23 protein-coding genes and 3 pseudogenes are annotated in these 21,591 nt (G+C 68.1%); 11 read left to right on the top strand and 15 right to left on the bottom strand.

The annotated features are described in order from the left end of the window. The first annotated feature begins 9 nt into the window (after nt 1–9). Nucleotides 10–768, top strand: a complete 759-nt coding sequence (locus AC07EJ_RS10650; RefSeq protein ID WP_393581493.1) for a CbtA family protein — start codon at nt 10–12, stop codon at nt 766–768. 104 nt (nt 769–872) lie between these two features. Then, the gene (locus AC07EJ_RS10645) at nt 873–1,265 is read left to right on the top strand and encodes a hypothetical protein (RefSeq protein WP_389484634.1); all 393 of its coding nucleotides are present in this window, start codon (nt 873–875) and stop codon (nt 1,263–1,265) included. A gap of 34 nt (nt 1,266–1,299) precedes the next feature. Here AC07EJ_RS10645 and AC07EJ_RS10640 read toward each other — a convergent pair whose 3' ends face one another. The 3 genes from AC07EJ_RS10640 to AC07EJ_RS10630 form a co-directional block, all read right to left on the bottom strand. After that, entirely contained in the window at nt 1,300–1,890 is a 591-nt protein-coding gene (locus tag AC07EJ_RS10640) for a histidine phosphatase family protein (protein WP_478884061.1), read from the bottom strand. Nucleotides 1,891–1,975: 85 nt separating this feature from the next. Then, nucleotides 1,976–3,160 carry a methyltransferase gene (locus tag AC07EJ_RS10635; RefSeq protein ID WP_389484639.1) on the bottom strand — a complete coding sequence of 395 codons (1,185 nt, stop codon included), beginning with the start codon at nt 3,158–3,160 and terminating at the stop codon, nt 1,976–1,978. 154 nt (nt 3,161–3,314) lie between these two features. Next, a complete protein-coding gene (locus tag AC07EJ_RS10630) occupies nt 3,315–3,668 on the bottom strand; it encodes a tetratricopeptide repeat protein (RefSeq protein WP_389484643.1) in 354 nt (117 codons plus the stop codon). 121 nt (nt 3,669–3,789) lie between these two features. Here AC07EJ_RS10630 and AC07EJ_RS10625 point away from each other — a divergent pair, with 121 nt between their 5' ends. Then, the gene (locus AC07EJ_RS10625) at nt 3,790–4,755 is read left to right on the top strand and encodes a pirin family protein (RefSeq protein ID WP_478884060.1); all 966 of its coding nucleotides are present in this window, start codon (nt 3,790–3,792) and stop codon (nt 4,753–4,755) included. Nucleotides 4,756–5,752: 997 nt separating this feature from the next. Here the strand turns inward: AC07EJ_RS10625 and AC07EJ_RS10620 are convergent. After that, entirely contained in the window at nt 5,753–6,631 is an 879-nt protein-coding gene (locus tag AC07EJ_RS10620) for a GNAT family N-acetyltransferase (protein ID WP_389484647.1), read from the bottom strand. 187 nt (nt 6,632–6,818) lie between these two features. Next, nucleotides 6,819–7,693 (bottom strand): annotated as a pseudogene (locus AC07EJ_RS10615) (IS5 family transposase). A 422-nt stretch (nt 7,694–8,115) separates the two neighbouring features. On the opposite strand from AC07EJ_RS10615, the gene AC07EJ_RS10610 reads away from it, so the two are divergent. Continuing rightward, nucleotides 8,116–9,300, top strand: a complete 1,185-nt coding sequence (locus tag AC07EJ_RS10610) for a PstS family phosphate ABC transporter substrate-binding protein (RefSeq protein ID WP_478884059.1) — start codon at nt 8,116–8,118, stop codon at nt 9,298–9,300. Nucleotides 9,301–9,712: 412 nt separating this feature from the next. On the opposite strand, the gene AC07EJ_RS10605 is transcribed toward AC07EJ_RS10610, so the two are convergent. The 6 genes from AC07EJ_RS10605 to AC07EJ_RS10580 all read right to left on the bottom strand — a co-directional run bounded on the left by AC07EJ_RS10605 (nt 9,713) and on the right by AC07EJ_RS10580 (nt 13,991). After that, a complete protein-coding gene (locus tag AC07EJ_RS10605) occupies nt 9,713–10,171 on the bottom strand; it encodes an integrase core domain-containing protein (RefSeq protein ID WP_478884058.1) in 459 nt (152 codons plus the stop codon). Nucleotides 10,172–10,603: 432 nt separating this feature from the next. Further along, nucleotides 10,604–11,617: an iron-containing redox enzyme family protein gene (locus AC07EJ_RS10600; RefSeq protein WP_389484653.1), complete on the bottom strand. Its 1,014-nt coding sequence runs from the start codon at nt 11,615–11,617 to the stop codon at nt 10,604–10,606. A gap of 14 nt (nt 11,618–11,631) precedes the next feature. Continuing rightward, complete coding sequence (locus AC07EJ_RS10595) at nt 11,632–11,814, bottom strand: CDGSH iron-sulfur domain-containing protein (protein ID WP_393581668.1); 183 nt, start codon at nt 11,812–11,814, stop codon at nt 11,632–11,634. A 43-nt stretch (nt 11,815–11,857) separates the two neighbouring features. Beyond that, a complete protein-coding gene (locus tag AC07EJ_RS10590) occupies nt 11,858–12,547 on the bottom strand; it encodes a HemK2/MTQ2 family protein methyltransferase (RefSeq protein WP_389484657.1) in 690 nt (229 codons plus the stop codon). A 544-nt stretch (nt 12,548–13,091) separates the two neighbouring features. Continuing rightward, on the bottom strand, nt 13,092–13,634 hold the full coding sequence (locus tag AC07EJ_RS10585; protein WP_389484662.1) for a hypothetical protein: 543 nt from the start codon (nt 13,632–13,634) through the stop codon (nt 13,092–13,094). Nucleotides 13,635–13,793: 159 nt separating this feature from the next. Beyond that, entirely contained in the window at nt 13,794–13,991 is a 198-nt protein-coding gene (locus AC07EJ_RS10580) for a hypothetical protein (RefSeq protein WP_389484664.1), read from the bottom strand. Between the two features lie 450 nt (nt 13,992–14,441). On the opposite strand from AC07EJ_RS10580, the pseudogene AC07EJ_RS10575 reads away from it, so the two are divergent. Beyond that, nucleotides 14,442–14,680, top strand: a pseudogene (locus tag AC07EJ_RS10575) (sigma factor-like helix-turn-helix DNA-binding protein); the annotation flags it as partial. A 311-nt stretch (nt 14,681–14,991) separates the two neighbouring features. Here the strand turns inward: AC07EJ_RS10575 and AC07EJ_RS10570 are convergent. Then, the gene (locus tag AC07EJ_RS10570; protein ID WP_389484666.1) at nt 14,992–15,396 is read right to left on the bottom strand and encodes a cofilin family protein; all 405 of its coding nucleotides are present in this window, start codon (nt 15,394–15,396) and stop codon (nt 14,992–14,994) included. A 1,105-nt stretch (nt 15,397–16,501) separates the two neighbouring features. Here AC07EJ_RS10570 and AC07EJ_RS10565 point away from each other — a divergent pair. From AC07EJ_RS10565 to AC07EJ_RS10555, 3 genes are all read left to right on the top strand, one after another. Further along, on the top strand, nt 16,502–17,065 hold the full coding sequence (locus AC07EJ_RS10565; RefSeq protein WP_478884057.1) for a hypothetical protein: 564 nt from the start codon (nt 16,502–16,504) through the stop codon (nt 17,063–17,065). Between the two features lie 54 nt (nt 17,066–17,119). Continuing rightward, nucleotides 17,120–17,602 (top strand): hypothetical protein, encoded by a 483-nt coding sequence (locus tag AC07EJ_RS10560; RefSeq protein ID WP_389489113.1) that lies wholly within the window; start codon nt 17,120–17,122, stop codon nt 17,600–17,602. A gap of 71 nt (nt 17,603–17,673) precedes the next feature. After that, complete coding sequence (locus AC07EJ_RS10555; RefSeq protein WP_383891451.1) at nt 17,674–17,829, top strand: DUF6131 family protein; 156 nt, start codon at nt 17,674–17,676, stop codon at nt 17,827–17,829. Nucleotides 17,830–17,860: 31 nt separating this feature from the next. On the opposite strand, the gene AC07EJ_RS10550 is transcribed toward AC07EJ_RS10555, so the two are convergent. The 3 genes from AC07EJ_RS10550 to AC07EJ_RS10540 all read right to left on the bottom strand — a co-directional run bounded on the left by AC07EJ_RS10550 (nt 17,861) and on the right by AC07EJ_RS10540 (nt 19,222). Continuing rightward, the gene (locus tag AC07EJ_RS10550) at nt 17,861–18,154 is read right to left on the bottom strand and encodes a DUF6233 domain-containing protein (RefSeq protein ID WP_389489111.1); all 294 of its coding nucleotides are present in this window, start codon (nt 18,152–18,154) and stop codon (nt 17,861–17,863) included. 357 nt (nt 18,155–18,511) lie between these two features. Beyond that, nucleotides 18,512–18,703, bottom strand: coding sequence for a hypothetical protein (locus tag AC07EJ_RS10545; RefSeq protein WP_389489109.1), 192 nt, complete (start codon nt 18,701–18,703; stop codon nt 18,512–18,514). Nucleotides 18,704–18,733: 30 nt separating this feature from the next. After that, a complete protein-coding gene (locus AC07EJ_RS10540; RefSeq protein WP_389489107.1) occupies nt 18,734–19,222 on the bottom strand; it encodes an Asp23/Gls24 family envelope stress response protein in 489 nt (162 codons plus the stop codon). 753 nt (nt 19,223–19,975) lie between these two features. On the opposite strand from AC07EJ_RS10540, the gene AC07EJ_RS10535 reads away from it, so the two are divergent. The 3 genes and pseudogenes from AC07EJ_RS10535 to AC07EJ_RS10525 form a co-directional block, all read left to right on the top strand. Further along, complete coding sequence (locus AC07EJ_RS10535) at nt 19,976–20,341, top strand: hypothetical protein (RefSeq protein ID WP_478884056.1); 366 nt, start codon at nt 19,976–19,978, stop codon at nt 20,339–20,341. Between the two features lie 167 nt (nt 20,342–20,508). Further along, nucleotides 20,509–20,682 carry a CsbD family protein gene (locus AC07EJ_RS10530; protein WP_383890971.1) on the top strand — a complete coding sequence of 58 codons (174 nt, stop codon included), beginning with the start codon at nt 20,509–20,511 and terminating at the stop codon, nt 20,680–20,682. 295 nt (nt 20,683–20,977) lie between these two features. Continuing rightward, a pseudogene (locus AC07EJ_RS10525) lies at nt 20,978–21,320 on the top strand (IS5 family transposase); the annotation flags it as partial. Nucleotides 21,321–21,591: the final 271 nt, after the last annotated feature.

Genomic DNA, 21,591 nt, shown 5'->3' with positions numbered 1-21,591 from the left:
GCAAAGCTCATGAACTCTGCAACAGTGAGAAACCTCCTCGTACGCGGCATGGTCGCCGGCCTGGGTGCCGGTCTGCTCGCATTGGTCGTCGCCTATCTCCTCGGCGAACCCAGCGTCGACAGCGCCATCGGCTACGAGGAGGCCCACGCACCCGCGCACCATCACGAGGTCGAACTCGTCAGCCGCAGCATGCAGTCCACCGGCGGCCTCGCCACCGGCATCCTGCTCTACGGCGTCGCCTTCGGCGGCATAGCCGCCCTCGCGTACTGCTTCGCGCTCGGCCGCGTCGGCCGCTTCGCACCCCGGGCCACGGCACTCCTGCTCTCCGGTACGGCCCTGCTCGCCGTGTACGTCGTGCCGTTCCTGAAGTACCCCGCCAACCCGCCGTCCGTCGGCGATCCCGGCACCATCAGCAAGCGCACGACGCTGTACTTCCTGATGATGCTGCTCAGCGTGCTCCTCGCCGTCGCGGCGGTGATCATCGGGAAACGGCTCGCTCCCCGCCTGGGCACCTGGTACGCCACCGTGGCCGCGGTCGCGTTCTTCGTCCTCGCGATCGGGCTCGCGTACGCGTTCCTGCCGGTCATCAACGAGGTGCCGAAGGACTTCCCTGCCACGCTGCTGTGGCGGTTCCGCACCTCGGCCCTCGCCATCCAGCTCACCCTGTGGACCGGATTCGGCCTGCTCTTCGGTGAGTTGGCGCAGCGCCAGCTCGCCCCGCGCGCCAGAGCGGTCCCGTCCGGCGAGGCGACTCCCGTACCCCACTGAGAGAACCGCGCCACAAGCCCGGACCCAGACAGGCGATCAAGCGCAGAGGGCCGCCGGAACCATCCGGTCGGCCCTCTCGCTTTCTTCCGAGGGCGGAGACCCGCGTGGCCAGACACCCCCAGCCGCGGCACATCACACTCGGCGGCCGCGAGGCGGTCGCGCTGACCCTGGAGGAATACGAGCAACTGATCGCCAGCAGACGGCAGATCGGCGGTCAGAGCGCGCGTGTACGAGTCCTGGCGCAGCGGGCGAAGGAGAGCGAGGAGCTGCTGAGGGAGATCGAGTCACTGGTCGGCTGCCCGTCGCACGGGTGCCACGGCCCGCGGGACCGACGGGGGAGCGAGGGTCCGGACGGCGAGGCGGGCGAACCCGTGGGAGCGACGGACAGCGACTGCCTGCGGTGTGCGCTCGCGGCACTGCTCCTGCAGCATCGGGCATCAACGGGCGGGTCGCCGGAGGCAGTTGGCGCAGAATGCTGCTCACCCCCGAGCCAGTAGGGGCGAGCAGGAGCGAGTAGGGGTCTACGGAGGGTCAGCTCCCGGCGCCGTCCTCCGGCGTCCCGAGCGTCCGCCCGAGCCGAATGTTCCAGCGCCCGGAGCGCCCGCTGACATCGGTCGCGGTCAGGGGCGGTACGTCGAGCCGCCAGAACGCCGATCCGGGCGCGTCGAGGATCGTGACGGCCACCGCCCTCACCACCTCCGGCTCCACGACGGCGAGCGTCCGGCCGTCGACCTCCGCCGAAGCGTCCAGCCAGCGCGCGACCCGGTCGCGCAGGGCACGTACGGACTCCCCGCCGTGTGGCGCGGCGCCGGGGTCGGAGAGCCAGCGGGCGATGCCGGCCGGGTCCTCGGCACTCACCTCGTCGAGCGTCAGGCCCCGCCAACGGCCCACGTCGAGCCCGGCCAGCTCCGGGGCTTCGACGGCGACGAGTCCGAGGGCCGTCGCCGTCTCCTGGCAGCGCACCGTGGGGGAGACGAGCAGCCGCTCGGCCGCGGGCAGGGAGTCGGCCGCCGCCCGGGTCCGAGCCGCGGCGCTCGCGTCGAGCGAACACCCGTCATCGAATTGGGCCTCCCGCAGCGACCGGCTCGTGGCGGCTGAGATCAAGGTGACGCGGCTGGTCACGGGTTCGGTCCTGTCCTCGATGTGTTGGGCGACAGGAGGACGCGCGCCATGCCCGCGCGTCCCCCCCTCCTGGTGCTCGGCCCGCCTATGAACGCGGCTGGCGCTCCTTCTTGACGGCGCGCAGGACCACGAACTTCGGGTCGCTGGCGATGAGTTCACTGTTGCCGAACAGGCGCCGCAGCTTCACGTGGTAGCCGAGGTGGCGATTGCCGATGACCCACAACTCACCGCCCGGACGCAGCGCGTCGCGCGCGTCGGCGAACATCCGCATGGCCGTGGCGGCGGTCGTCGCCTGGTGCGAGTGGAACGGCGGATTGTTCAGGACCAGGTCCGCGCTGCCTGCGGGCAACTCCGCGAGACCGTCACCCACGAGGAACTCCGCCCTCGCCTCGGGGTGTTCCGAGGGGTCGATGTTCGCCCGGTAGGTCGCCTCGGCCGACGCCACCGCCTGGAACGACTCGTCCGTGAAGACGATCTCGGCGCGCGGGTTCTCCAGCGCCATCGCCGTACCGACGACGCCGTTGCCGCAGCCCAGGTCCACGACGCGCTCGGCGCCCTCGCTGCGGGGCAGGTGCTGGAGCAGGAACCGGGTGCCGATGTCGAGGCGCTCGGCGCAGAACACACCGGCGTGATTGGTGACGGTGCGGCCCGACACGGGGCCGACACCGTCGGGCAGGGCGTACGTGTGCGGCCACGGGTTCCGCGGTCGCGCGAGCGCCGGGAGCGGCGTGGTGAAGATGAGCCGCGCCTTCTTCTCGGCGAGCGACGTGCGGGTCGGGCCGATGATCCGCTCGAACAGCTTCAGCGTCGAGGTGTGGATCTCCTTGACCATGCCCGTCCCGATCACCACGGTGTCGTCGTGGACGGCGGGCGCGATGCGGTGCAGCTGGTCCTCGAGCAGCGCCAGGCTCTTGGGGACGCGTACGAGCAGGACGTCCACGCGCTCCGGCGGGGTGTCCTGGGTGGTCAGCAGGCGTACTGCGGTGTCGTCGAAGCCGGCCCGGTCGAGATTGGCGCGGGTCGCGCGCTGCCCGAGGTACGAGTCGGAGATCACGGTCGGCCGGTCACAGTGCCCGGCCAGGGCGGTGGCGAGGGCGCCCCACCGGTCGCCGATCACGACCACCGACCCCGAAAGATCGGTGGCGCTGTCGGCGAGATGCCGCAGCAGGTACTCGTCCGCGGCATCCCACGCGCGCAGCGGGTCGTGGGAATCCTCAGGGAAGCGGGCGAGGTCGAACTCGCCCCATGACGTCTCGAAACGGTTGCTCATCGTCCTGCCAGGCTAGCGGAGCCGCAGATCAGCGGAGCCGGGGCGGGGCCGACCGGCCCCGGCCGTACGGCCGGGGCGCCGTGCCCTCCCCGGCCGTATCGCTCAAGCGCCGCCCTCGGCCGTATCGCTGAAGCCCCGAACCTGGCCGTCCGTCTCAGGCGTCACCGAAGTCGCCCGCGAACGCGGCCGCCATCCGCAGATGGGGTCCCGCCTCCTCGTGGCGGCCCTGGCGCTCCAGGGTGCGGCCCAGCATCAGGCGGGCGTAGTGCTCGACCGGATCGCGCTCCACGACGGTGCGCAGCTCGGCCTCGGCGCGGCCCAGCTGGGCCGAGTGGTAGTACGCGCGGGCCAGCAGCAGCCGCGCCGCCACCTGCTCGGGGATCTCGGCGACCAGGTCGTCGAGAATCTGCGCCGCGAGCGTGTACTCCTTGGCGTCGAAGAACTGCCGGGCGCGCTCCCAGCGCTCCGCGGGGGTGCCCTGCGTGTAGTAGTCGGTCGTGTTCACCACTGGTGCCTCCTCGACCGCTGTCAACGGCACGGACCCGGCGCATATTCCGTCCTGGTGAGCGCATGGATCCACCCGTAGGCGTGCCTGACGGGACGGCTTGCGCGGGGCTAGGTTGTGAGGCATGAGCAATCTTGATCGCGAGGCCGTACCAACCGTGTGCGGCGGCCGCGGCTTCGTCGTGGCGGAGCCCGTACGTGAACTCCTCTCGCCCCGGCGCGTGAAGCTCGGCGAGTCCACCGAGGTCCGCAGGCTGCTTCCGAACCTCGGCCGCCGCATGGTCGGCGCGTGGGCCTTCGTCGATCACTACGGGCCCGACGACATCGCCGACGAACCCGGTATGCAGGTGCCGCCCCACCCCCACATGGGCCTGCAGACGGTGAGCTGGCTGCACGAGGGGGAGGTCCTGCACCGCGACTCCACGGGCAGCCTCCAGACGATCAGGCCCCGCGAACTGGGACTCATGACGTCCGGCCGGGCCATCAGCCACTCCGAGGAGAGCCCGCTCCCGCACGCCCGCTTTCTGCACGGCGCGCAGCTGTGGGTCGCCCTGCCCGATAGCCACCGCCACACCGACCCCCACTTCGAGCACCATGCCGACCTGCCCACGGTCACGGCCCCCGGCCTCAGCGCGACCCTGATCCTCGGCGAGCTCGACGGTGCCCGGTCACCGGGCACGACGTACACGCCGATCGTCGGGGCGGACCTCACGCTCACGCGCGGCGCGGATCTGAGCATCCCCCTCGAACCGGACTTCGAGTACGCGGTCCTGTCCATGTCGGGCGATGCCAATGTCGACGGCGTCCCTGTCCTGCCCGGTTCCATGCTCTACCTGGGCTGCGGCCGCACCGAACTCCCCCTGCGCGCCGGGTCGGACGCGTCCCTGATGCTCCTCGGCGGCGAGCCGTTCGACGAGGAACTGGTCATGTGGTGGAACTTCATCGGACGGTCGAACGAGGATATCGCACAAGCGCGTTCGGACTGGATGACTGGCACTCGCTTCGGCGAGGTCAAGGGGTTCGACGGGGGCCGGCTGCCTGCCCCCGAACTCCCTTCAGTACCCCTGAAGCGGCGGGGGAGGGTGCGCTGATCTGCGCGGATCCCCGAGCGGACCGGGGCGCTGTCAGCGTAGAGCTCGCTGCCGGAGGGGGTTGATCAAATGCTGTGCCGAGATCCTCCCTCCCGGTGCGTGGGGAGGGGCCTGGAGTGCAGGGTGTGATCTTGTGTGAGCAGGTTTAGCAAACCTAATGCTGACCCAATGCTGACCTTTCTGATGGGGCGTCAGGCCACTCTCGTGTCCCCGCGGTCAGGGGTTCAGTGTGCCTGGGCGTCGTCGCCAGTGGGGGCCGATCACCTCATTGCTAACCCCTGGCATGGCTGAGGTCGAGATAGGGCACCCAGGGGCTCCGGCGGTCGTGACCGGGCATGCCTGTGAGCGGTGTGGTTGGAGACACTCAACAACCCCAGTGATCTCTATTGCTGCCGGTGAAGCGGTGGAGTCGCGCGATAGGAACTGCTGCTCCGGGAATAGTCAGGATCTTGGCCCGCTGGCTGCTGGCCTTGTCCTGTGGGTTGGAGGCGTCCCCCGCCGCTGGGTCCTATCGGTGGGCGGTTGGCGTGATTTCTGCGGGTCGTGGCCCACTGAGTGATGCCGCGATCCGGACTCCTGGAATCCGATTGGTCGGCCCGGGCCGATGGCCCTGGACGGGCAGGGTGCCCGCCCGGGTACCTGTGGCGGACTGGATTCGGGACGGTGCGTGTCCGCCGTAGCCCTGTCCGCGCATGGGCGGAATCGGCACCTCGACAGTTTCCCGATGACGCATCATGTGGAGTGCGTGGCGATTCTGGAGCCTGCGGAGAAAGGTTGCTGACCTGTGGTTTCGCCGGGTATGCACTATGTGCTTTGTGGGTGTTACGGGCGATATCTTGACGCTGAAATGACGCTCTTCGAGGCGTCTTGACGCTCGTTCTGATGGGTCGTCAACCGTTTCGAGTCGCTGGTCAGACCCTCTGTTGACTAGGGCGTGTTGTGAAAGTGCCGACGGGCCGGACGAGGTGATGCCCAGGTCCGGCCCGTCCGCTCGTCTCTACAGGTCGCGCTGATACTGCAGTGTCGTGTGCGTGGGCACGTAGCCGAGGCTGTCGCTGATGCGTCTCATGTGCGTGTTGCTGTCGGCAGTGTCGGTCAGGAGGCCGCCGAGGTCTGGATAGCGCCCGTGGGCTTGTCGGATCGACTCAGCCTTCATCCATCGGCCGAGACCGTGTCCGCGGTGCTCGGGCAGGACGCCGGTGCCGTAGTGCTGGCCATCACCCGTGCCATTGCCGGGGACGACGAGTTCGGTGAACCCGACGATCGAGTCATCGCAGGTGTCGATGGCGACGACGGTGTGCAACTGGTCGCCGCGCTGTTCGACGGCCTTCGCCGCAGCCCGGACCCGGTCCACGTCCCAGGCCACGGTGCCGTAGTCGGTGTCGTCCATGGGCATGTCGTCCATGGCCCGGCGTGAGGCGGCAAACGTCTGGGCGAGGGTGTCAGGGACGGTTCCCTGCCATGACGTCAGCCGGTAGCCGGGATGCGGACGCTCGATAATCTCGGCGAGGGCGATGGCGTCCACGTCGGCCAGTGGCAAGCGGGCGAACCTCAAGGTGAGGACCTTGCGGAAGCCGCGGGCCGGCAGGAAGTGGTCGCCGGGCGATCCGGCCTGGGCCTGCACGCTGACGCAGCGTCGGGCGTTGTCCCGGGCGGCGGCCACGGCCGTGTCGAGGAGCCGGGAGCCGACGCCCTTGCGGCGCTCCACGGGATGAACGTGGAGGGTCAGTTCGGCCAGGTGCGCTTGTCCGCCATCGAACAGGCGCAGAAAGGCCGTCCCGACGGGGATGGAATCGGCGTCAGACGCCAACCATGCAAGGCGTCGGCTGTGTGCCCCGCGAGCAGGGTCGGTCAGTGGGGTGATGCGAAACGACAAGGTGTCTCCGTCGTGAGGAGGTGGCAAAGGTCAGTACGCGGGCTCAACTGCTGGGCACTCCTGTGCATGTGCTCCACACCTCCTCGTCGACAGCGCCGGTCCGGATCAACATGGACGGCTGGGAGAACTTAGCTGGCCTATCGGTTCCTCGGCAAAGGGTTACCTGAAGACTGGTGCGGCCATGGGGTCACAGCCACTCATTGATGGCCGCGACCAGCACGGTTGCTTCGTAGCGGACGGCGAGTTTGTCGTATCTCGTGGCCACGGCCCGGTGGCGCTTGAGGCGATTGATCCCGCATTCGACCGCGTGCCAATCGCGGTAATCGGCCTTGTCGAACTTCGGCGGCCGACCGCCGCGGGAGCCGAGCTTCTTACGGTTGCGGACCTGGTCCTTCTTCTCCGGGATCGTGCACCGGATCCCACGTCGGCGCAGGTAGGCACGGTTCTTCCGGGAGCCGTACGCCTTGTCGGCCCGCACTCTGTCCGGCCGCTTGCGTGGACGCCCCAGCCCCTGCCGTGGCACCCGGATCTTCTCCAGGACCGGTCCGAACTGCGGGGAATCCCCGCGCTGCCCGGCCGTGATCACAATCGACATGGGCTTCTGCCCCTGCTCGACCGCGAGGTGGACCTTGGTGGTCAGCCCACCTCGCGAGCGCCCGAGACCGTGGTCGTCCGGCTCGACCTCAACGCCGCGGGGCGGCTCCTTCTGAAGATCCCCCTTTTGACCGCTCCAGCGGCGTGCTGGTGGGCCCGGCGCACCGTCGAGTCGACACTGACATCCCAGGTGATCAGGTCCTTCGCGTCCGCCTGGGCCTGCAGTTCGGTGAAGACTCGCTTCCACGTGCCATCGCGCTGGCGGCGCCGGAACAGGTCGTAGACCCGATCCCACGGCCCTTACCGCTCGGGCACATCCCGCCAGGGCGTCCCGGTCCGCGTCCGCCACCGTATGCCGTCGATCAACTTCCGCCTCGGCCATATCGGCGGCCGGCCAGGCTTCTTGCCCTTCGGCAACAACAGCTTCAGCCTGGCCCACTGCTCGTCCGTCAGATCTCCACGCGCCACAGCGCGTGATCATTCCACGACCAAGATCGACTTTCGCGACACGCCTTAGTAGCGGAACCGTTCCCGGGACCGGGCAAATCCTTCTGCGCCAAGCTCTGGCACCTCCCCACTCCCTAGCAGAACGCCGTCGGAGTCGGCCCAAGTCGTACGACCGCGCGCCTGGGCAGAGACCGTACGGACGCGCAGAACGAGCAGAAAGACGACCTAGGGGAATTTCCCGCACCGGCGTGGACCCGCGCGGAGGCCCGAACCTATCGTCCCGTTCGACACCGCAGCACCACCGCATCCCTGTCCCCCAGCCCACCAATCCCCAGCCTTCGGTCGCGAGCGTACTGCGGGCTCACCGGCCCATTCCCCGCATCGCTCGGCCGCCCGGATGGATCCGCTTCGGGAGAGCATTCATGAGACGCACAGTTCGTACAGTGACCGCACTGGCCATCGCCGCCACGCTCGCGACGGCGGGCACCCTCACCAGCGTGGCCAGCTCCGACAACTCGGCCGAGCATCTGACCGGTTGGGCCATCGCTCCGCAGAAACCGGTGACCCCGCAGACCGACGAGCAGGATGCGTACAACCAGGCCCACGGCCGCCCTCTCCCCGCCCCCGAGCTCCTGCAGCCCACCCTCGACGCCTCGCTCGCGAACTACCGCGCCAAGCCGAAGAACTCCCTGCACGGAGACTACGAATGCGGCGCCTCCGACGTCCTCGCCGACCTCTCCAAGAGGTGGATCAAGGAGTTCGAGAAGCGATACCCCAAAGTCCACATCGCAGTGAACCCGCCCTACGCGGGCAGCCTCGGTGCCCTCGAACTGATCAAGGGCAACCTCGACTGTGCCTTCGTCTCCCGCGAGCTGAAGCCCACCGACATCCAGGGGTTCCACGACGCCTTCGGCTACGACCCGCTGAGCATCCCCATCTCCGGCGGCAGTTACCGGCACTACGGCTTCCTGGACTCCGTCGGGTTCATCGTCAACAAGGACAACCCGATCGACAAGCTCTCCTTCGCACAGCTCGACGCCGCCCTGTCCACCACCCGCAACCGTGGCGGGGCTGCCGCCAAGACCTGGGGGGACCTCGGCGCCACGGGTGAGTGGGCCGACAAGCCGATCCACATCGTCGGCATCCAGCCGTGGAACGGGTTCGAGGAGTTCGTACGGCAGCGGGTCCTCAACAGTGACGGCAAACGGGGCGAGTGGCGCCCTGGAGCGGCAAGCGGCTCCACCGCGGCCGACCCGAACGTGCACTGGGAGAAGACGGTCTTCAACATCGCCAAGGACGTCAAGGACGACCCGTACGCCATCGGCTACACCGGCATGGCCTACGTCGACCAGCCGGTCAAGGTGCTCTCCCTCAGCCGTGACGCCAACGGCCCGGCCTACGCCCCCACTTACGAAAACGTCGCCTCGGCCGCCTACCCGCTGAGCCGCCTCACGTACCTGAACGTCAACAAGCGGCCGGGCAAGCAGCTGGACCCCGTCATGGAAGAACTCACCCGCTTCATCCTCAGCAAGCAGGGCCAGGAGACGGTCGGCGGGCAGCAGGCATTCCTGCCCCTCCGCTCCGACCAGGCCACAGCGAGCCTCAAGGCGCTCGACAACGCCCCCTGAGAAGAGCCCGGATGTGGATGGGGCCCTGCTGCGCACAGCAGCCGGGCCCCATCCAGCGGCAGGCCTCAGACGCGACTCGGACGTGGACGTCCAGCCAGGTGAGCGGGCAACCTCCATGGGGAGGTCCGAGATCCCTGATCGTGGGGAGTCTGCGGTTGCGGGCCGCCCGACACGCGTTCTGACCCGCCATAGGGCCCGCGTTCAAGATGTCTTCCAACTACCTGGCCTTTCTCGGGCTGTCAGCCGCACTGTGCTGCTACAAACGCTTTCGCCAACTAGCCATGTAGGACACGGTCTTAGCGCCAGTGAGTGTCGAGCTGCGTGACAACGCCGACGAACAAGGGCGGACGAGCAAGTGGCGACCAGAAGGCGTCTGACATCCTGTGGGGGCTCGGAAAGTCGTCGCTGCAGGTCAAGCGGCATAGCGGTACTCGTTGATGACGCTGCCAAGGACGCGGGTGCGCAGGAGTCTGCTGCCTTCGAGTGCGTGCACGGCGATGGGCTGTTGGTCGGTGCCTGGCGGTAGTTGGTTGCGGGCCCGGTGGGGGCGGTGCTTGTTGTAGTGCCGTTCGTAGGCGGCCAGGACCTGTCGGGCGTGGGCCTTGTTCGTGGTGAGGACATGGTCGAGGACCTCGCGCCGGATGCTGCCGATCACCCGCTCGTAGTGGGCGTTCATCCGAGGGGTCTGCGGCGCGCTCATGAGGATCTCCATCCCCTCGGCCTCGAAGACGGCGTTGGAGGTCTGCCCGTACTTGCCGTCGCGGTCACGCAGCAGGAAGCACAGGAACTCCCTGCGTGTGCCCAGGTCGATGGCAAGGTTCCGGGCCTGCTGCACCACCCAGGGGTGTGCGGTGACGCCGGTGATGTGCATGCGCCTGGTGCGGTGTTCGAGGAACGCCGTCGGGTACTGCCTGTGTCCGACGGGGGTGTCGAGATGGAGGATGTCGACGGCGTTGATGCCCTGGGCCTGGTTGGTGAGGGACTCCCTCCAGGCCGGGCCGGTATGGCGCGGGGCGGGTCGATGCCTGCAGCGTGCAGGAACTCCCAGACCGTGGACGCGGCGATTGGGGGCCCGAGTGGGGTCAGCTCGCCGTGGCTTCTTGAGCGCCGCCCTGGTCGGCGGGCGTCCTGTGCGGGTGCGCCGGGCTCTGTGGTCCCACTTCGCCGCGATGAACCTGCGATGCCGGGCCAGCAGCGTGCCAGGCGTGACGGGGAAGATCTCGCGCCGGCGGCGACGGGATATCAGGTCGGAGAGGGCGGCCAGCCAGAGCCGGTCCTATCTTCGGCAGGCGCAGGACAGCTGCTATAGCGGCATGCGTAGCGCGCTGCGCTGATCGCGCCAGGCTTCCAAGAGCTGTCGTCCGAGGTGTTCTTCCAGGAGGACGGTGGCTTGGACGCCGAAGGCGATGTCTGGCTCGAGCATGGGTTCGCTTGCTCTCAGCCCGCCGATGACATCGCGACGCACTACCTGTTCGTGGACCGCGTCGGCCTCCACGTGCTCGTCGTAGAAGCGGGCCGCGGCCGGTCCCGCGCCGGTACGCCGCAGGGCCGAGGCCAGTCGCCGCGAGCTGGGGGGCGACGTTACTTCGACAGCGGCGAAGTGCCCGACCAGGGCTCCGCGCAGAGCACGGTGGAGGCCGAACAGAGACATGACGTTGACGGTGGCCAGGGCTTCCGCTGGAGCCGTTTCGACATAGTGCCCGTAGGCGGTGCGCAGGCCGAGGTCCGTCATGAGGTCGGCGAAGAGCTGGGCGTGGATGTCCTCCGGGTGTCCCGCGCCGAACTCGTCGAACTCGACGGCCACCATGGCGGCTTTGGCGCGGCCGTGCAGACGGGGGAGGACCCAGGCGTGGGGGTCGGCTTCCTTTAGGTGATAGAGGGAGCGCACGGCCGCGTACTCCCTGAGCTGCTCCAACGTGCCGTCCCTCTGCAGGTAGTGGCTGACGCTCGACTCGTCGTGACCGACGGGTTCCACCAGAAGCGGGGCAAGGGCCTCGTCGGCATCGGTCCGTGGCGGCACGTCCGTGCGCAGCGCGTCGAGGAAGCGCTGTTCGAGCAGACCGCGCAGGGCGAGCAGCTCCGGATTCCACTCGTGTTCGTCGCTGACGCCGTCGAAGCCCTGGTAATGCAGCTCGTAGAGAACGTAGAGAGCGAGCTGGAGATCGTCTCCGTATGGGTCGACGGTGCGCGGCAATGCAAGCGGCAGTGGCGCCGTGGCGGCGCCGCCGAGCGCTTTGAGGACTGCGGTCGACAATTCGCCCCGGGGCTGGGGGAGTGGGGGGCTGTGACCGCGTGGCTCCTGGCCGTCCGGATGCATGAGGGGGTCCTTCCTCAGGCCTCGGAGTCCGATGCGGGCGGGCGTGCGTGGTCGGTCTGGGGTTTCGTGCGGCGCCGGTGGCTGGTGTCGCACCACGGGTAGTTACGGCTTCGCTGGCACGTGCAGATCGCGACGGTGAAGCGTTGCGAGACGAATACGGTGCCGTCGTCAACTACTACTTCTACGGGGCCCTCCACCAGCAAGGGGCCGTCAGGATCGACGGTGACGTGGCGTGCGCGTTCAGAACTTCTCGGCACGGATGACCACCAGCTCTTCCCAGCTCTCCTCGCCCACAAGTCCTCGGCGACGCAGCCATGCCGTCCGGGAGCGCAGGACCGGACCGAAGGGGATGCGGGCTCGATCGACGACTACAGGGTGGAGTCCTGTGCCGGCGAGCCGCTCGAGTGTGGCCTCGGTGCCGGACAGTGCCGACTGCACGAGCAGCAGGACTCCGCCCGGCCGCAAGGCTGCGGGGGTGGCGTCACAGATACGGTCCACCAAGGCACGTCCGTCGGGTCCCGCGTCCCACGAGCGTGCCTTGCCGCGACACGGCAGGCCGATCGAAGGGCAGGGCACGTACGGCGGATTGCTGACGATGATGTCGAATGAGCGACCTTGGAGCGCGCTGGCCAGGTCTCCGCGGCGGACGGTGACGTGATGCCGTGACAGGCGCGCGTTGAGACGCGCGGCCCACACAGCACGCCACGAGATGTCGACAGCGGTCACACGGGCTCCCATGCGCGCGGCCTGGATGGCGAGCGCTCCGCTGCCTGTCCCCAGATCCAGCACACCGGTGGTGGGCCCTATGTTCTCCCCGTGCAGCGCTTGGACGAGTATCTGGGTGTCACTCTGCGGTGCGTACACGCCGGGCGGCGTGAGCAAGCGGGGCGGGCGCGACGGAGCCGGTGCTGACTGGGCCTGTGCGGTCATCGGATTCCACTCCGTGTGGACATTGTGCGTGACTACTGTGGCACCGGGTGCCCTGTGGGGTGAGATCCACACGTGCGGCCTCTTGTGGTGGATGTGGTTGTGCTGCCGAAGCGGCGCTGTGTTGCGGCGGCACCTCAAGCATTCCTCCCCGCGGGCGGGCCGGCTCCCCAGCACGACATACCGCCGCCGTCGCCCCGCTACCGGAGCGGGGGCGCGAGCCGGACCCGCCCGGCTGCTGTGCCGCTGCGAACGACGCGAACCGTCGTCCACCTGTGTGTCACCGCGTTCCGTCGTCGAGTCGCGCAGCTACGTGTTCCCCAAGGGGCAGCTTCGTCAACGCCGTCGGAATCACGTGACTGGACCAAAGCGGAGCGAACACAAGAGGCGTCATGGACTGGGTGTGGCTGCAAAAGAGTCGTCGCAAGCCGGGACGGGGGCGGCCGAGCCCCTGCCAGGGTGGCCCGACACCGTCCGGTGACGTTCAGTCGGGCATAGGGCGGCAATGTAGGCCGGGTTCGGCCGCTGCGGCAGGATCAGGGACTTCTCAGCGTGCGTCCTGGGCGAAGGCGGCTTCCGCGGCACGGGCACGCAGGTTCTCCAGGGTGGCCGCCTGGCTGTCGGCCCGCTCCAGGAGGCTGTGCAGTTGGCGGGCCAGGTCTTCAGCGAGGTCGGGGATTATGGCCAGGCCTCGCCACAGACACGCTTTGCCTTCCACTCCCAATTGCAGGGTCTCCAGCTCGACCAGGGTGTTCAGTCGCGTGCGGCCCAGTGCGCTGCCGTGGGGCATGAGGCGGGCAAGTTTCTCGCCGAGCCAGCCGGCGCCGATCTTGTAGTGCTTCACCGGGACGGCCAGCTCGGACATGATGTCCAGGAGGGCGGAACGGTCCTGGTCGATCTCTTGAGCCAGATCATCCAGCGTCTCGCCGAGCGCGTGTGGCGCCGAGCGCTCGGCCTCGGCCAGGTGGCGGCAGAGCGCCACCCCGGCCGTGGCCCCGGCCAGGTGGTCATTGAGGTACAGAGCCAGCAGCGTCTCCCCGTCCTGTTGGCCGTGTTCTTGCGTCGTCGTGGATTTGGCGAGGTCTTTCACGGCTTCTCCTCTCGTGCCCCGGTCGGGACATGCAGGGGCGTGGCCTGGGGCTTACACGGCACGGTGCCCCGGTACCCATCTTCCGATCCGCGGGCCGTCGGCGCCCGCCCAAAGCCGCGGAGAGGCCCTCCCGGTGCCGCTGGCATGGCCGGGCTGCCCTTACGGGGCCGGGGTCAGGGTGGCGGTCAGTCCGTTGAAGAGGATGTCGAGTCCATGTTCGAGTTCGGCGGCGCCGTCGTAGGCGGCCAGGACCGAGGCCAGGCTGCGAAGCGGCGGGAATTCTCTGATGGGCAGCCGGTGCAGGCCGAGGCGGAGCAGGTCGTCGGTCTCCTCAGGGTTGTCGACGAGTTCCTGCATGCCCGGCCTGGTGGAGGTGGTGCGGGAAGGTGAAGGCCTGGGCCGCTCGCGCGGCGGGTTCACCACCAACGCTCCACCTGAGCCCGACGGCCGCTCCCGCCCGCTCTCCCTGATCGTCACACCACGGCAGCGGGCTGACCGCACCCAGGTCAAGCCGGTGCATGAGCGAATCCGTGTTCCCCGGTCCGGGCCGCGCAGCCCACGCAAGGAGCCTGTCAGCGTCGCGGCCGACAAGGCTTACAGCAACGGCTCCTGCCGCCAGCGCGGCACCGGCACACCATCCCGGAGAAGACCTACAGTCAGGCTGGCCGATGGCGCGAAGACTCACGCGGCAGGCGGCCACCCGGCTCGACGGGGAGCGGTACAAGTGACTCCGAGTGGGCCGCCCGGCGTGGGCTCGTCGGGTGGGGGCCTGCCCCGTCTCCGGTACCCGGGAGTGATCCAACCGCGCTGGGCGCGCTCGATGGCGCCTACGACATCGTCACCGCGAAGCCGCCAAGACCGGCCTGGAGCACCTTCCCGAGCGCGAGCGCTCCATCCTGTACATGCGGTTCTTCGAGGACCTGACGCACAGCCGGATCGCGTAGGAGTTCGGGTTCTCACAGATGAACAACGTCTCCCGTCTCATCCAGAACAGTTGCACGCGCGTTCGTGAGGAAGCCAGCCCTGACTGGATCGCGGGAGTGTGATCAGGCGGCGTGATGTGAGTGGGTCCCGACGTCAGACCCCGGTGTAGCCGAGGGCAAATGGTGGGGGTCGAGATCAATCACACAGTGTGCGCGACACCCCGCGCTTTCGTAGCGGTCTCGTGACCGGCCGGACCTACAGCCTCGTTAACCGGGCAGGTCGTCGAGGCTGCCGGCCGGTACAGCGGGTGCGGGGCCGGGGGAGGGGAGGCCGCAGCACCTGTCCCGTCACGACACGGACTCATCGCTCCAGCGAGCGGCCAGCGCCGCGGAGATCGGCTTACCAGGCACAGGCAGAGCCTCTTGGAGCCGGGCTACGCCCGGGCGGCGCGTACGAGCCGGTTGTACTCCAGGTCGGACTGGCTCATGGCCTCGACGGAAAGGTCGACGCCGCCAAGCTGATTTCTGAGGGCGACGTACACCGCGGCGTGTGCTGCTCCCTGCTCGGGACTGATGCCTTGTGGCGACCAGGAGATCAGGACAATGGCCTGTATGCGACCGCCGTCCCGGTCGGCGAAGTGCAGAGCATAGGCCACGAGGCGTGGATCGGACGGCAGGGCTTTGAGGAGCTCGTCGTGAGTCAGGTTCCCCTCGAAGTCCACGATGAGGGTGTCCAGGTTGTCGTTGAGTCGATACAGCACGGTGGTGATGTGTCGGCTGGTTTTGAGCTCGTTGAAGGCGTCGATGCAGCGGACTTCCACTGAGATAGCACTGGTCACGACGGCACCTTCCGATCATGGGCTGGATGTTCGGAGAGCTCAACGAATCCTTGATTAGGAGGTTGTGGACAGGGACGGTTCGGCAGTACCTAGGTCCAGGGCGGGGGCCGCTAGCGGCGCAGACTTACGGGCCGACCTTCTGGTTTCGGGGGTCCCTGGCCAGGCCCGCGGGGGCCCTTGGGAGCTGTCGGGTACCCACCCGAGCCCGCAGCGGCCATGCGGATCTATTCGCGCGGCCGTTTCTCCGGCACGCTTTTTGGTAGCAGGGCGGGGACGCCGGCTACATCGAGTACCCGAGCCACCAGTACTGGACGCGGAACCGGCCTGCCTACCTATGAACTCGCCCCCGGTTGGTCCGGTCCACTCGCGTCCGTGGAAACCATCCTGCTCCAACACCAGCCGTGTCGCGGGTTCTTGGAAGCGGCCCGGCTGGCCCAGAGGGCGTGTTCGTCGACGGCGTCGGCCAGACTGGGGTCGTATTCGCGGGAGCCGATGGGCGAGGCCGGTCGGGTCTGTAGTGCCACCGACGTAGCCGCGCTTGCCGGGAATGGTGTCGGCCTGTTCGGCGCGGAGCTCGCCGAAGGGGAGTTGCTTGCGGCGGCTGACGGCGAGGGTGGCCATGGCCACGGCTGCCTTGGATGTGCCTGGCCGGCCCCCGCTGGTGGGGTCTCACCCGACACTGCCGGTATCGAGGAGAACGAGCAGCCCGCCGAGCGCCACTTACACCACCCAACCCGCCCGCGGCGCACGGCGTCGGTCACGGCCGTGCTCCCGTGGCCGGCTGCTCTGTCCGCGGCAATGTCGTCGACGAGTTCGAGGGTCTCCTCGTGTACGTCGTCCAGCATCGCGGTGAGTGCCGTCCCGGCCCGGCGGGTCAGTTCCACCACACCCTGCACATAACGTCCCGGGCTGTCCGTCCCCGGGACGTTGGGCGGAGCGGGACTGTCGTACGCCCGCACACCCCAGGCACGGCCGATGCCATGGCACTTGGCGAGTGTGGCACTGTCTGCTGCCAGTCGCATGCCGCACCACCGGCATGTATCGCTCACATTGAGAGAAAAAGCTAAAATGAGCACGATTGGCGCATTGAGGGAGGTTCGGCCTCATGTTGAATGGGACACTTCTGGCGATCATCATTGCCGTCGTGGTGGTGGTGGTAGCGCTGCTCGCAGTGGCGGGCTCTCTGCTTGTGCGCCGTCGCCGTCTGCGCGAGCGTTTCGGTCCGGAGTACGAGCGAACGATCGAGGACTCGGACAGTCGCAGGGCTGGTGAAAGCGAGCTCAGAGCACGAGAGAAGCACCACGACTCGCTGGACATCAAGCCCTTGAACAGTGGCGCCCGGGACCGATACAGCCGGGACTGGACCAATGTCCAGCAAGAGTTCGTGGACCGGCCTGAAGACGCGGTGCACGATGCGGACCATCTGGTGACTTCTCTGATGCGCGAGCGGGGCTATCCCACCGAGGACTTCGACCAACAGCTCAAGGATCTCTCGGTCGAACACGGGCGCACGCTGGAGCACTACCGGGCAGCCCACGAAATGGAAGCGCAAAGCACTGAGCATAAGGCGACCACCGAGCAGCTACGGGGCGCCATGGTGCACTACCGCGCTCTGTTCGACGAGTTGCTCTCCAACGGCGGCGGCCAAGCCCGCCACGCCCGCGCCTGAACGACCTCACCCTCGTTGGATGGGGCCATACACGCGGCCAGGGACGGAGGAGACATGCAGAGCGACGGCACTTCTGACCGATCGAGCGGGCTGTCAACGGAGGACCTCGCCCAGACCCCGGACCGTACCGACCGACCACAGGACGAAGCCGTAGAAGGGCGGAGCGAGGCTCCTGCCTTCCCCGGCGAGAGCAGCCCCGTTGCGTCGGCCGAACACTCCGAGACCGCGGACGAGAAGACGGAAACGGACGCGCCGACCGAGGAGGAAGCCACCGAGCTCCTCAGCGCGGAGGACGAGGAGGTCTTCCGCTCACGCTGGGGAGAGATCCAGAGCAAGTTCGTGGACGATCCGCGTGACGCCGTGCATTCCGCTGACGCGTTGGTCGCGGACGTCATGCAGACCCTGGCCTCGACGTTCGCCGATCGCAAACAGGAGCTCGAAGAGCAGTGGAGCCGGGGCGAGCGGGCGGACACCGAAGACCTGCGCGTGGCTCTGCGCCACTATCGGTCGTTCTTCAACCGTCTGCTCACTGCCTGAACAGCTGCGGAGCCCGACTGGGTGGGAGCAGCTGAAAAAAGAGGAATCGGAAGCGGCCAAGGGGCGTGACCATGATCATTCTAGGCGTTATCTTGCTCGTCATCGGCTTCGTCGCGAACATCGCGATCTTGTGGACGATCGGCATCATCCTCGTCGCAATCGGAGCCATTTTCTTCCTTCTCGGCGCCCTGGGGCACGGGGTCGGAGGCCGGCGACATTACTGGTAGGCCGGGCAAGATTCGCCCTGCATCTCCGCATTCAGTAGCTGGCGCGACAACCGGTCGCGGTGCTGTGGGTCCCGACAGCACCCGAATGGCCGGTCCGTGCATGCGGTGCGGGTGTGGGTCTCGGAGGATTTCCGCAGAGCCCCGCCCGGTCTCCCTCCCTTCCTTCAGGCTGGGCGGGCCTCTCATTCCAGAACGCCGAGTTCGGTGTCGGGCCGGCAGTGAGGGCCCGCAGTGCCTGGTCCCGGTCGACGCCGCGGGAGCGCTTGCCCGCGATGTGGCAGCCGCCGAGGTGGACGTACGCGGGGTCGCGGCGGTCGAGGCCCATTTCAATGAGTCAGCCCGGGTCCGGCGGCCGGTGCTCCTGGCCGTACCGCTGTTCAGCGTCGCGGCGTTCGGTGTCCGCAATCGTGCGCGGGACGTGTTCCAGGGACATAGCTGGCCACGTCTCCAGAGTGCGGAGACGCGGCAGATCCGGCGGCAAGTCGTTCGCGTGTTTGAGCCTGTGACTCCGGGGCCGACCTCCCAGCCCGCGCCTTCACTGTCCTGTGACACCGAACCTTGAGCGTGTGCCGGACTCGCTGAATCCGCGCAGTGCCTCACAAGCCGCCCGATCGGCGACACGGATCACAGCGCGCCCGCCTGCGGGCACGGCCTGAGCGGCGGCCTCTGGCTGGGGCACCGGTCACCGTCGCCGGTCGACGCGCTCGCGGGACCGGAAGAAGTGACCGAGCTCCAGGTCCCCGTCCACGAACCGCCCGGCGACGAATCCGACGGCGCCCAGCGCCGCCACCAGGAGAAAGGCCCCGAAGCCGCCGAAGTACCCGGCGAAGCCGAGCGCCATCCCGGCAACCAAGCCCACCATGGCCATGCTCATCGTGCGCTCCTTCGTGCTCCATCGGACCCGCTATCGCAGCCGTGTCTGCTCTTCCTCTTCTTCTTCCTCCTCGTCGGGAAGCTTCACGTCGCTGACCGCGATGTTGACTTCGACGACTTCCAGGCCCGCCATCCACTCGACGGCGGAGATCACGCTCTCTCGCACGGCGCCGGCCACATTCGTGATCGAGACGCCGTAGTCGATGATGATCTCCAGATCGATCGCCGTCTGCGTCTCGCCGACTTCGACCTTGACTCCGCGCGAGACGGATTTGGTCGTGCCGGGCACACGTTCCCGTGCGGTCCCGAAGGCCCGGGAGATGCCGCTGCCCATCGCATGGACACCGACCACATCGCGGGCCGCCATGCCAGCAATCTTCTCGACCACACCATCGGCGATGGTGGTTTGGCCCCGCGTGCCGGGGTCGCCGCGCTTCACGCCGGCGTTCTTCCTGGCGCCCTCGCCCGTGGATTCCGCGCTGGAGGCCTCGGGCCGGTTCTGCTGTCCGGTATCGGTCATAGCCAGTCGTCCCTTCCCAGAAGAGGAGCCTGCAGCCCGCTTTTCCACCTTAGGTCCGTTTGGCCGGCACTGCTCCAGGGATACGGGAGGCGTGGGACCGCCCCACCGAACAGATGGCATGAGCAGCCGCAACGGGGTAGTTCCGGCGGTCTGGGCGCATCACGACAGCGAACGAACAAAGAACGCGGTGAGAGAAGTGGGAGAGCCGATGACGGGTGACGGATGGACCAGGGTCGTACGGCAGCAACTCGGCCTGGGTCGACTGCTGCCGCTCGGCGTGCCCGAGAACGGGTCCTGGATCACCGAACAAGCGGCCAGCGGAGTACTGAGCCGCGCCGCCTGCGGAGTATCCGGGATTCGGCCGGACACGCTGCGGATCCGCCTGGCCGACCCGGAAGGAGCGCGGGAGCCAAGTACTGACCGGCAGGACAAACACGGAAATCGCGCCCGCGCGTTCGGCTCACGGCAACTGCTGGCCACCACAAACAGGGACTCGAAGGCCAATGGCACCGCGGCGAGGAGGTCGCCACCGAGGATCTGCGCCTGGCCCTGCGCCAATGCCGGTCCTTCTTCAACCGCCTGCTCAGCGCCTGACCACCGCCCAGGCCCCACGCCCCGTCCAGCCGATCACTGCGGGCACCTCGACAAGGCGCATCATGACCGGATTCTCGCTACTGGGGTGCAGAGTCGTCACCGTGGCTATGTGGACGGTGCGGTTCTACTGTAGGAGGGGGTAGATCCTCGGAGCGCGTCATGATCGTCATCCTCGGACTCATCATCTTCATCGCCGCGGTGGTCGTCGGCGTGGCGGGTGCCCTCACCAACAGCGCCAGCGGTCATGAACTCACCGGCGGGTTCTCGGTATTCGGCCACGAGATGATCGGCTCTACCGGCACGCTGTTCCTGTACGGCATTGTTGTGGGAGCGGTGGCCCTGTTCGGGCTGACTGCTCTTGACCGGTGTGCGCCGCCACTCTTCTCGCCGAGGCAGCGTCTCGCGCCGCGGACTGAAGCAGTCCCGCGGCGATACGGCCGCTGCAGGGCGAGACAGCCGCGACGACCGGGTCGACCAACGTGCGGACAACGCGAATGCGCGGGGGAACGACTCACTCCACGGTGATCGCACTTCCGCCTTGGACGGTGGTCGTCGGAGCAAACGGCACTTGTTCGGGCACCGATCCGCCGCCCAGTAGGCGTGCCGCCGCACAGGCATATCGCCGACTGGCGGGTGCAATGGATGCCTTTCCCACCGAAGTCCAGCAGACAACTCACCCAGGGTGGTTCCCCATGAGTATCGGCAAGAAGATCGCGCACAAAGCCGAAGCGATGAAGGGCGGTGCCAAGAAGACAACCGGCCGCGCCACCGGCAACCGGAGCCTGCAGGCCGAAGGCCGCGGAGACCAACTCAAGGGCAACATCAAGCAGGCCGGGGCAAAGATCAAGGACGCCTTCAAACACTGACCCTTCCACCCCGAGACCAGGCAGCCCACGCCGAAGCGTGTCGGCGTGGGCTGCGCCAGTCGGGCTGACCACGCCACCGGGCTGACACCGGGCAACGTCGTCTTCGCGTGCGGACTGCGTGAGTGGACGGCGAATCGCGAGCCCTCAGAGCTGACGACCAGACGTTGGCCCGCCTTCATTCGCCGCTCACAGTCACTGGGACCGGGCCCACGGTAGCGCCGGGCGGCCGGGGAAACGGTTAGGACCTGTCCGGCCGATCATGTGACTAGTCCGTTTCCAGGTCGTTGCTGTGTACATGGGGCGGGGTGAGCTGACAGGCGCCGAGTGGGAACGGCTGCGGCCGTTCCTGCCGGTCAGCAGCAGGCGTTGTGGCAGGTGGCGGGGGCCATCGGCAGGTGATCGACGGGATTCTGCATCGCCTGCGGACCGGGGTGCACTGGCGTGACCTGCCTGAACGGTACGGGCTGTGGAAGACGGTTTACGAACGCCACCGTCTGTGGTCTGCCGACGGCACCTGGGAACACCTCCTCCAGCAGGTCCAGGCGGCAGCCGACGCCGCGGGTGAGGTCGACTGGGACATCTCGGTCGACTGCACCATCGTCCGCGCACACCAGCACGCGGCCGACGCCCGCACCAAAATGCGCGGGGACTACTGTGGCGGCTCAGCGCTGTTTGAACGGTGGGGGAGCAGCGGGACGACGATGTCGTAGCTCGGTGGGTACCTCCGCCCGGCGGCGCCAGCCAGCCTGACCCGCCTGCCCATGCCCAGTCGCACCGTGTCTGGCGGATTGCTCCCGGATCGGCCAGGGCCTGCCTGACCGTCACTGGTCGGCACACTGCGACCGCGTCCGCCTCGGGCTCCCGCCTGGCAGCGCTTCATGATCCAACACCTGAGGGTGGGGGCGCCTC

It is taken from the genome of Streptomyces sp. NPDC045026 (genome assembly GCF_056432625.1).
This window is presented reverse-complemented; position numbering and strand designations above follow the sequence as displayed.

Excerpts from the sequence above, each read along its gene's own strand:
- AC07EJ_RS10650 (WP_393581493.1), top strand. The coding sequence starts at position 10 with ATGAACTCTGCAACAGTGAGAAACCTCCTCGTACGCGGCATGGTCGCC.
- AC07EJ_RS10635 (WP_389484639.1), bottom strand. The coding sequence starts at position 3,160 with ATGAGCAACCGTTTCGAGACGTCATGGGGCGAGTTCGACCTCGCCCGC.
- AC07EJ_RS10625 (WP_478884060.1), top strand. The coding sequence starts at position 3,790 with ATGAGCAATCTTGATCGCGAGGCCGTACCAACCGTGTGCGGCGGCCGC.
- AC07EJ_RS10605 (WP_478884058.1), bottom strand. The coding sequence starts at position 10,171 with ATGCACATCACCGGCGTCACCGCACACCCCTGGGTGGTGCAGCAGGCC.
- AC07EJ_RS10600 (WP_389484653.1), bottom strand. The coding sequence starts at position 11,617 with ATGCATCCGGACGGCCAGGAGCCACGCGGTCACAGCCCCCCACTCCCC.
- AC07EJ_RS10590 (WP_389484657.1), bottom strand. The coding sequence starts at position 12,547 with ATGACCGCACAGGCCCAGTCAGCACCGGCTCCGTCGCGCCCGCCCCGC.
- AC07EJ_RS10580 (WP_389484664.1), bottom strand. The coding sequence starts at position 13,991 with ATGCAGGAACTCGTCGACAACCCTGAGGAGACCGACGACCTGCTCCGC.
- AC07EJ_RS10565 (WP_478884057.1), top strand. The coding sequence starts at position 16,502 with ATGTTGAATGGGACACTTCTGGCGATCATCATTGCCGTCGTGGTGGTG.
- AC07EJ_RS10560 (WP_389489113.1), top strand. The coding sequence starts at position 17,120 with ATGCAGAGCGACGGCACTTCTGACCGATCGAGCGGGCTGTCAACGGAG.
- AC07EJ_RS10555 (WP_383891451.1), top strand. The coding sequence starts at position 17,674 with ATGATCATTCTAGGCGTTATCTTGCTCGTCATCGGCTTCGTCGCGAAC.
- AC07EJ_RS10550 (WP_389489111.1), bottom strand. The coding sequence starts at position 18,154 with ATGGGCCTCGACCGCCGCGACCCCGCGTACGTCCACCTCGGCGGCTGC.
- AC07EJ_RS10545 (WP_389489109.1), bottom strand. The coding sequence starts at position 18,703 with ATGAGCATGGCCATGGTGGGCTTGGTTGCCGGGATGGCGCTCGGCTTC.
- AC07EJ_RS10540 (WP_389489107.1), bottom strand. The coding sequence starts at position 19,222 with ATGACCGATACCGGACAGCAGAACCGGCCCGAGGCCTCCAGCGCGGAA.
- AC07EJ_RS10535 (WP_478884056.1), top strand. The coding sequence starts at position 19,976 with ATGATCGTCATCCTCGGACTCATCATCTTCATCGCCGCGGTGGTCGTC.
- AC07EJ_RS10530 (WP_383890971.1), top strand. The coding sequence starts at position 20,509 with ATGAGTATCGGCAAGAAGATCGCGCACAAAGCCGAAGCGATGAAGGGC.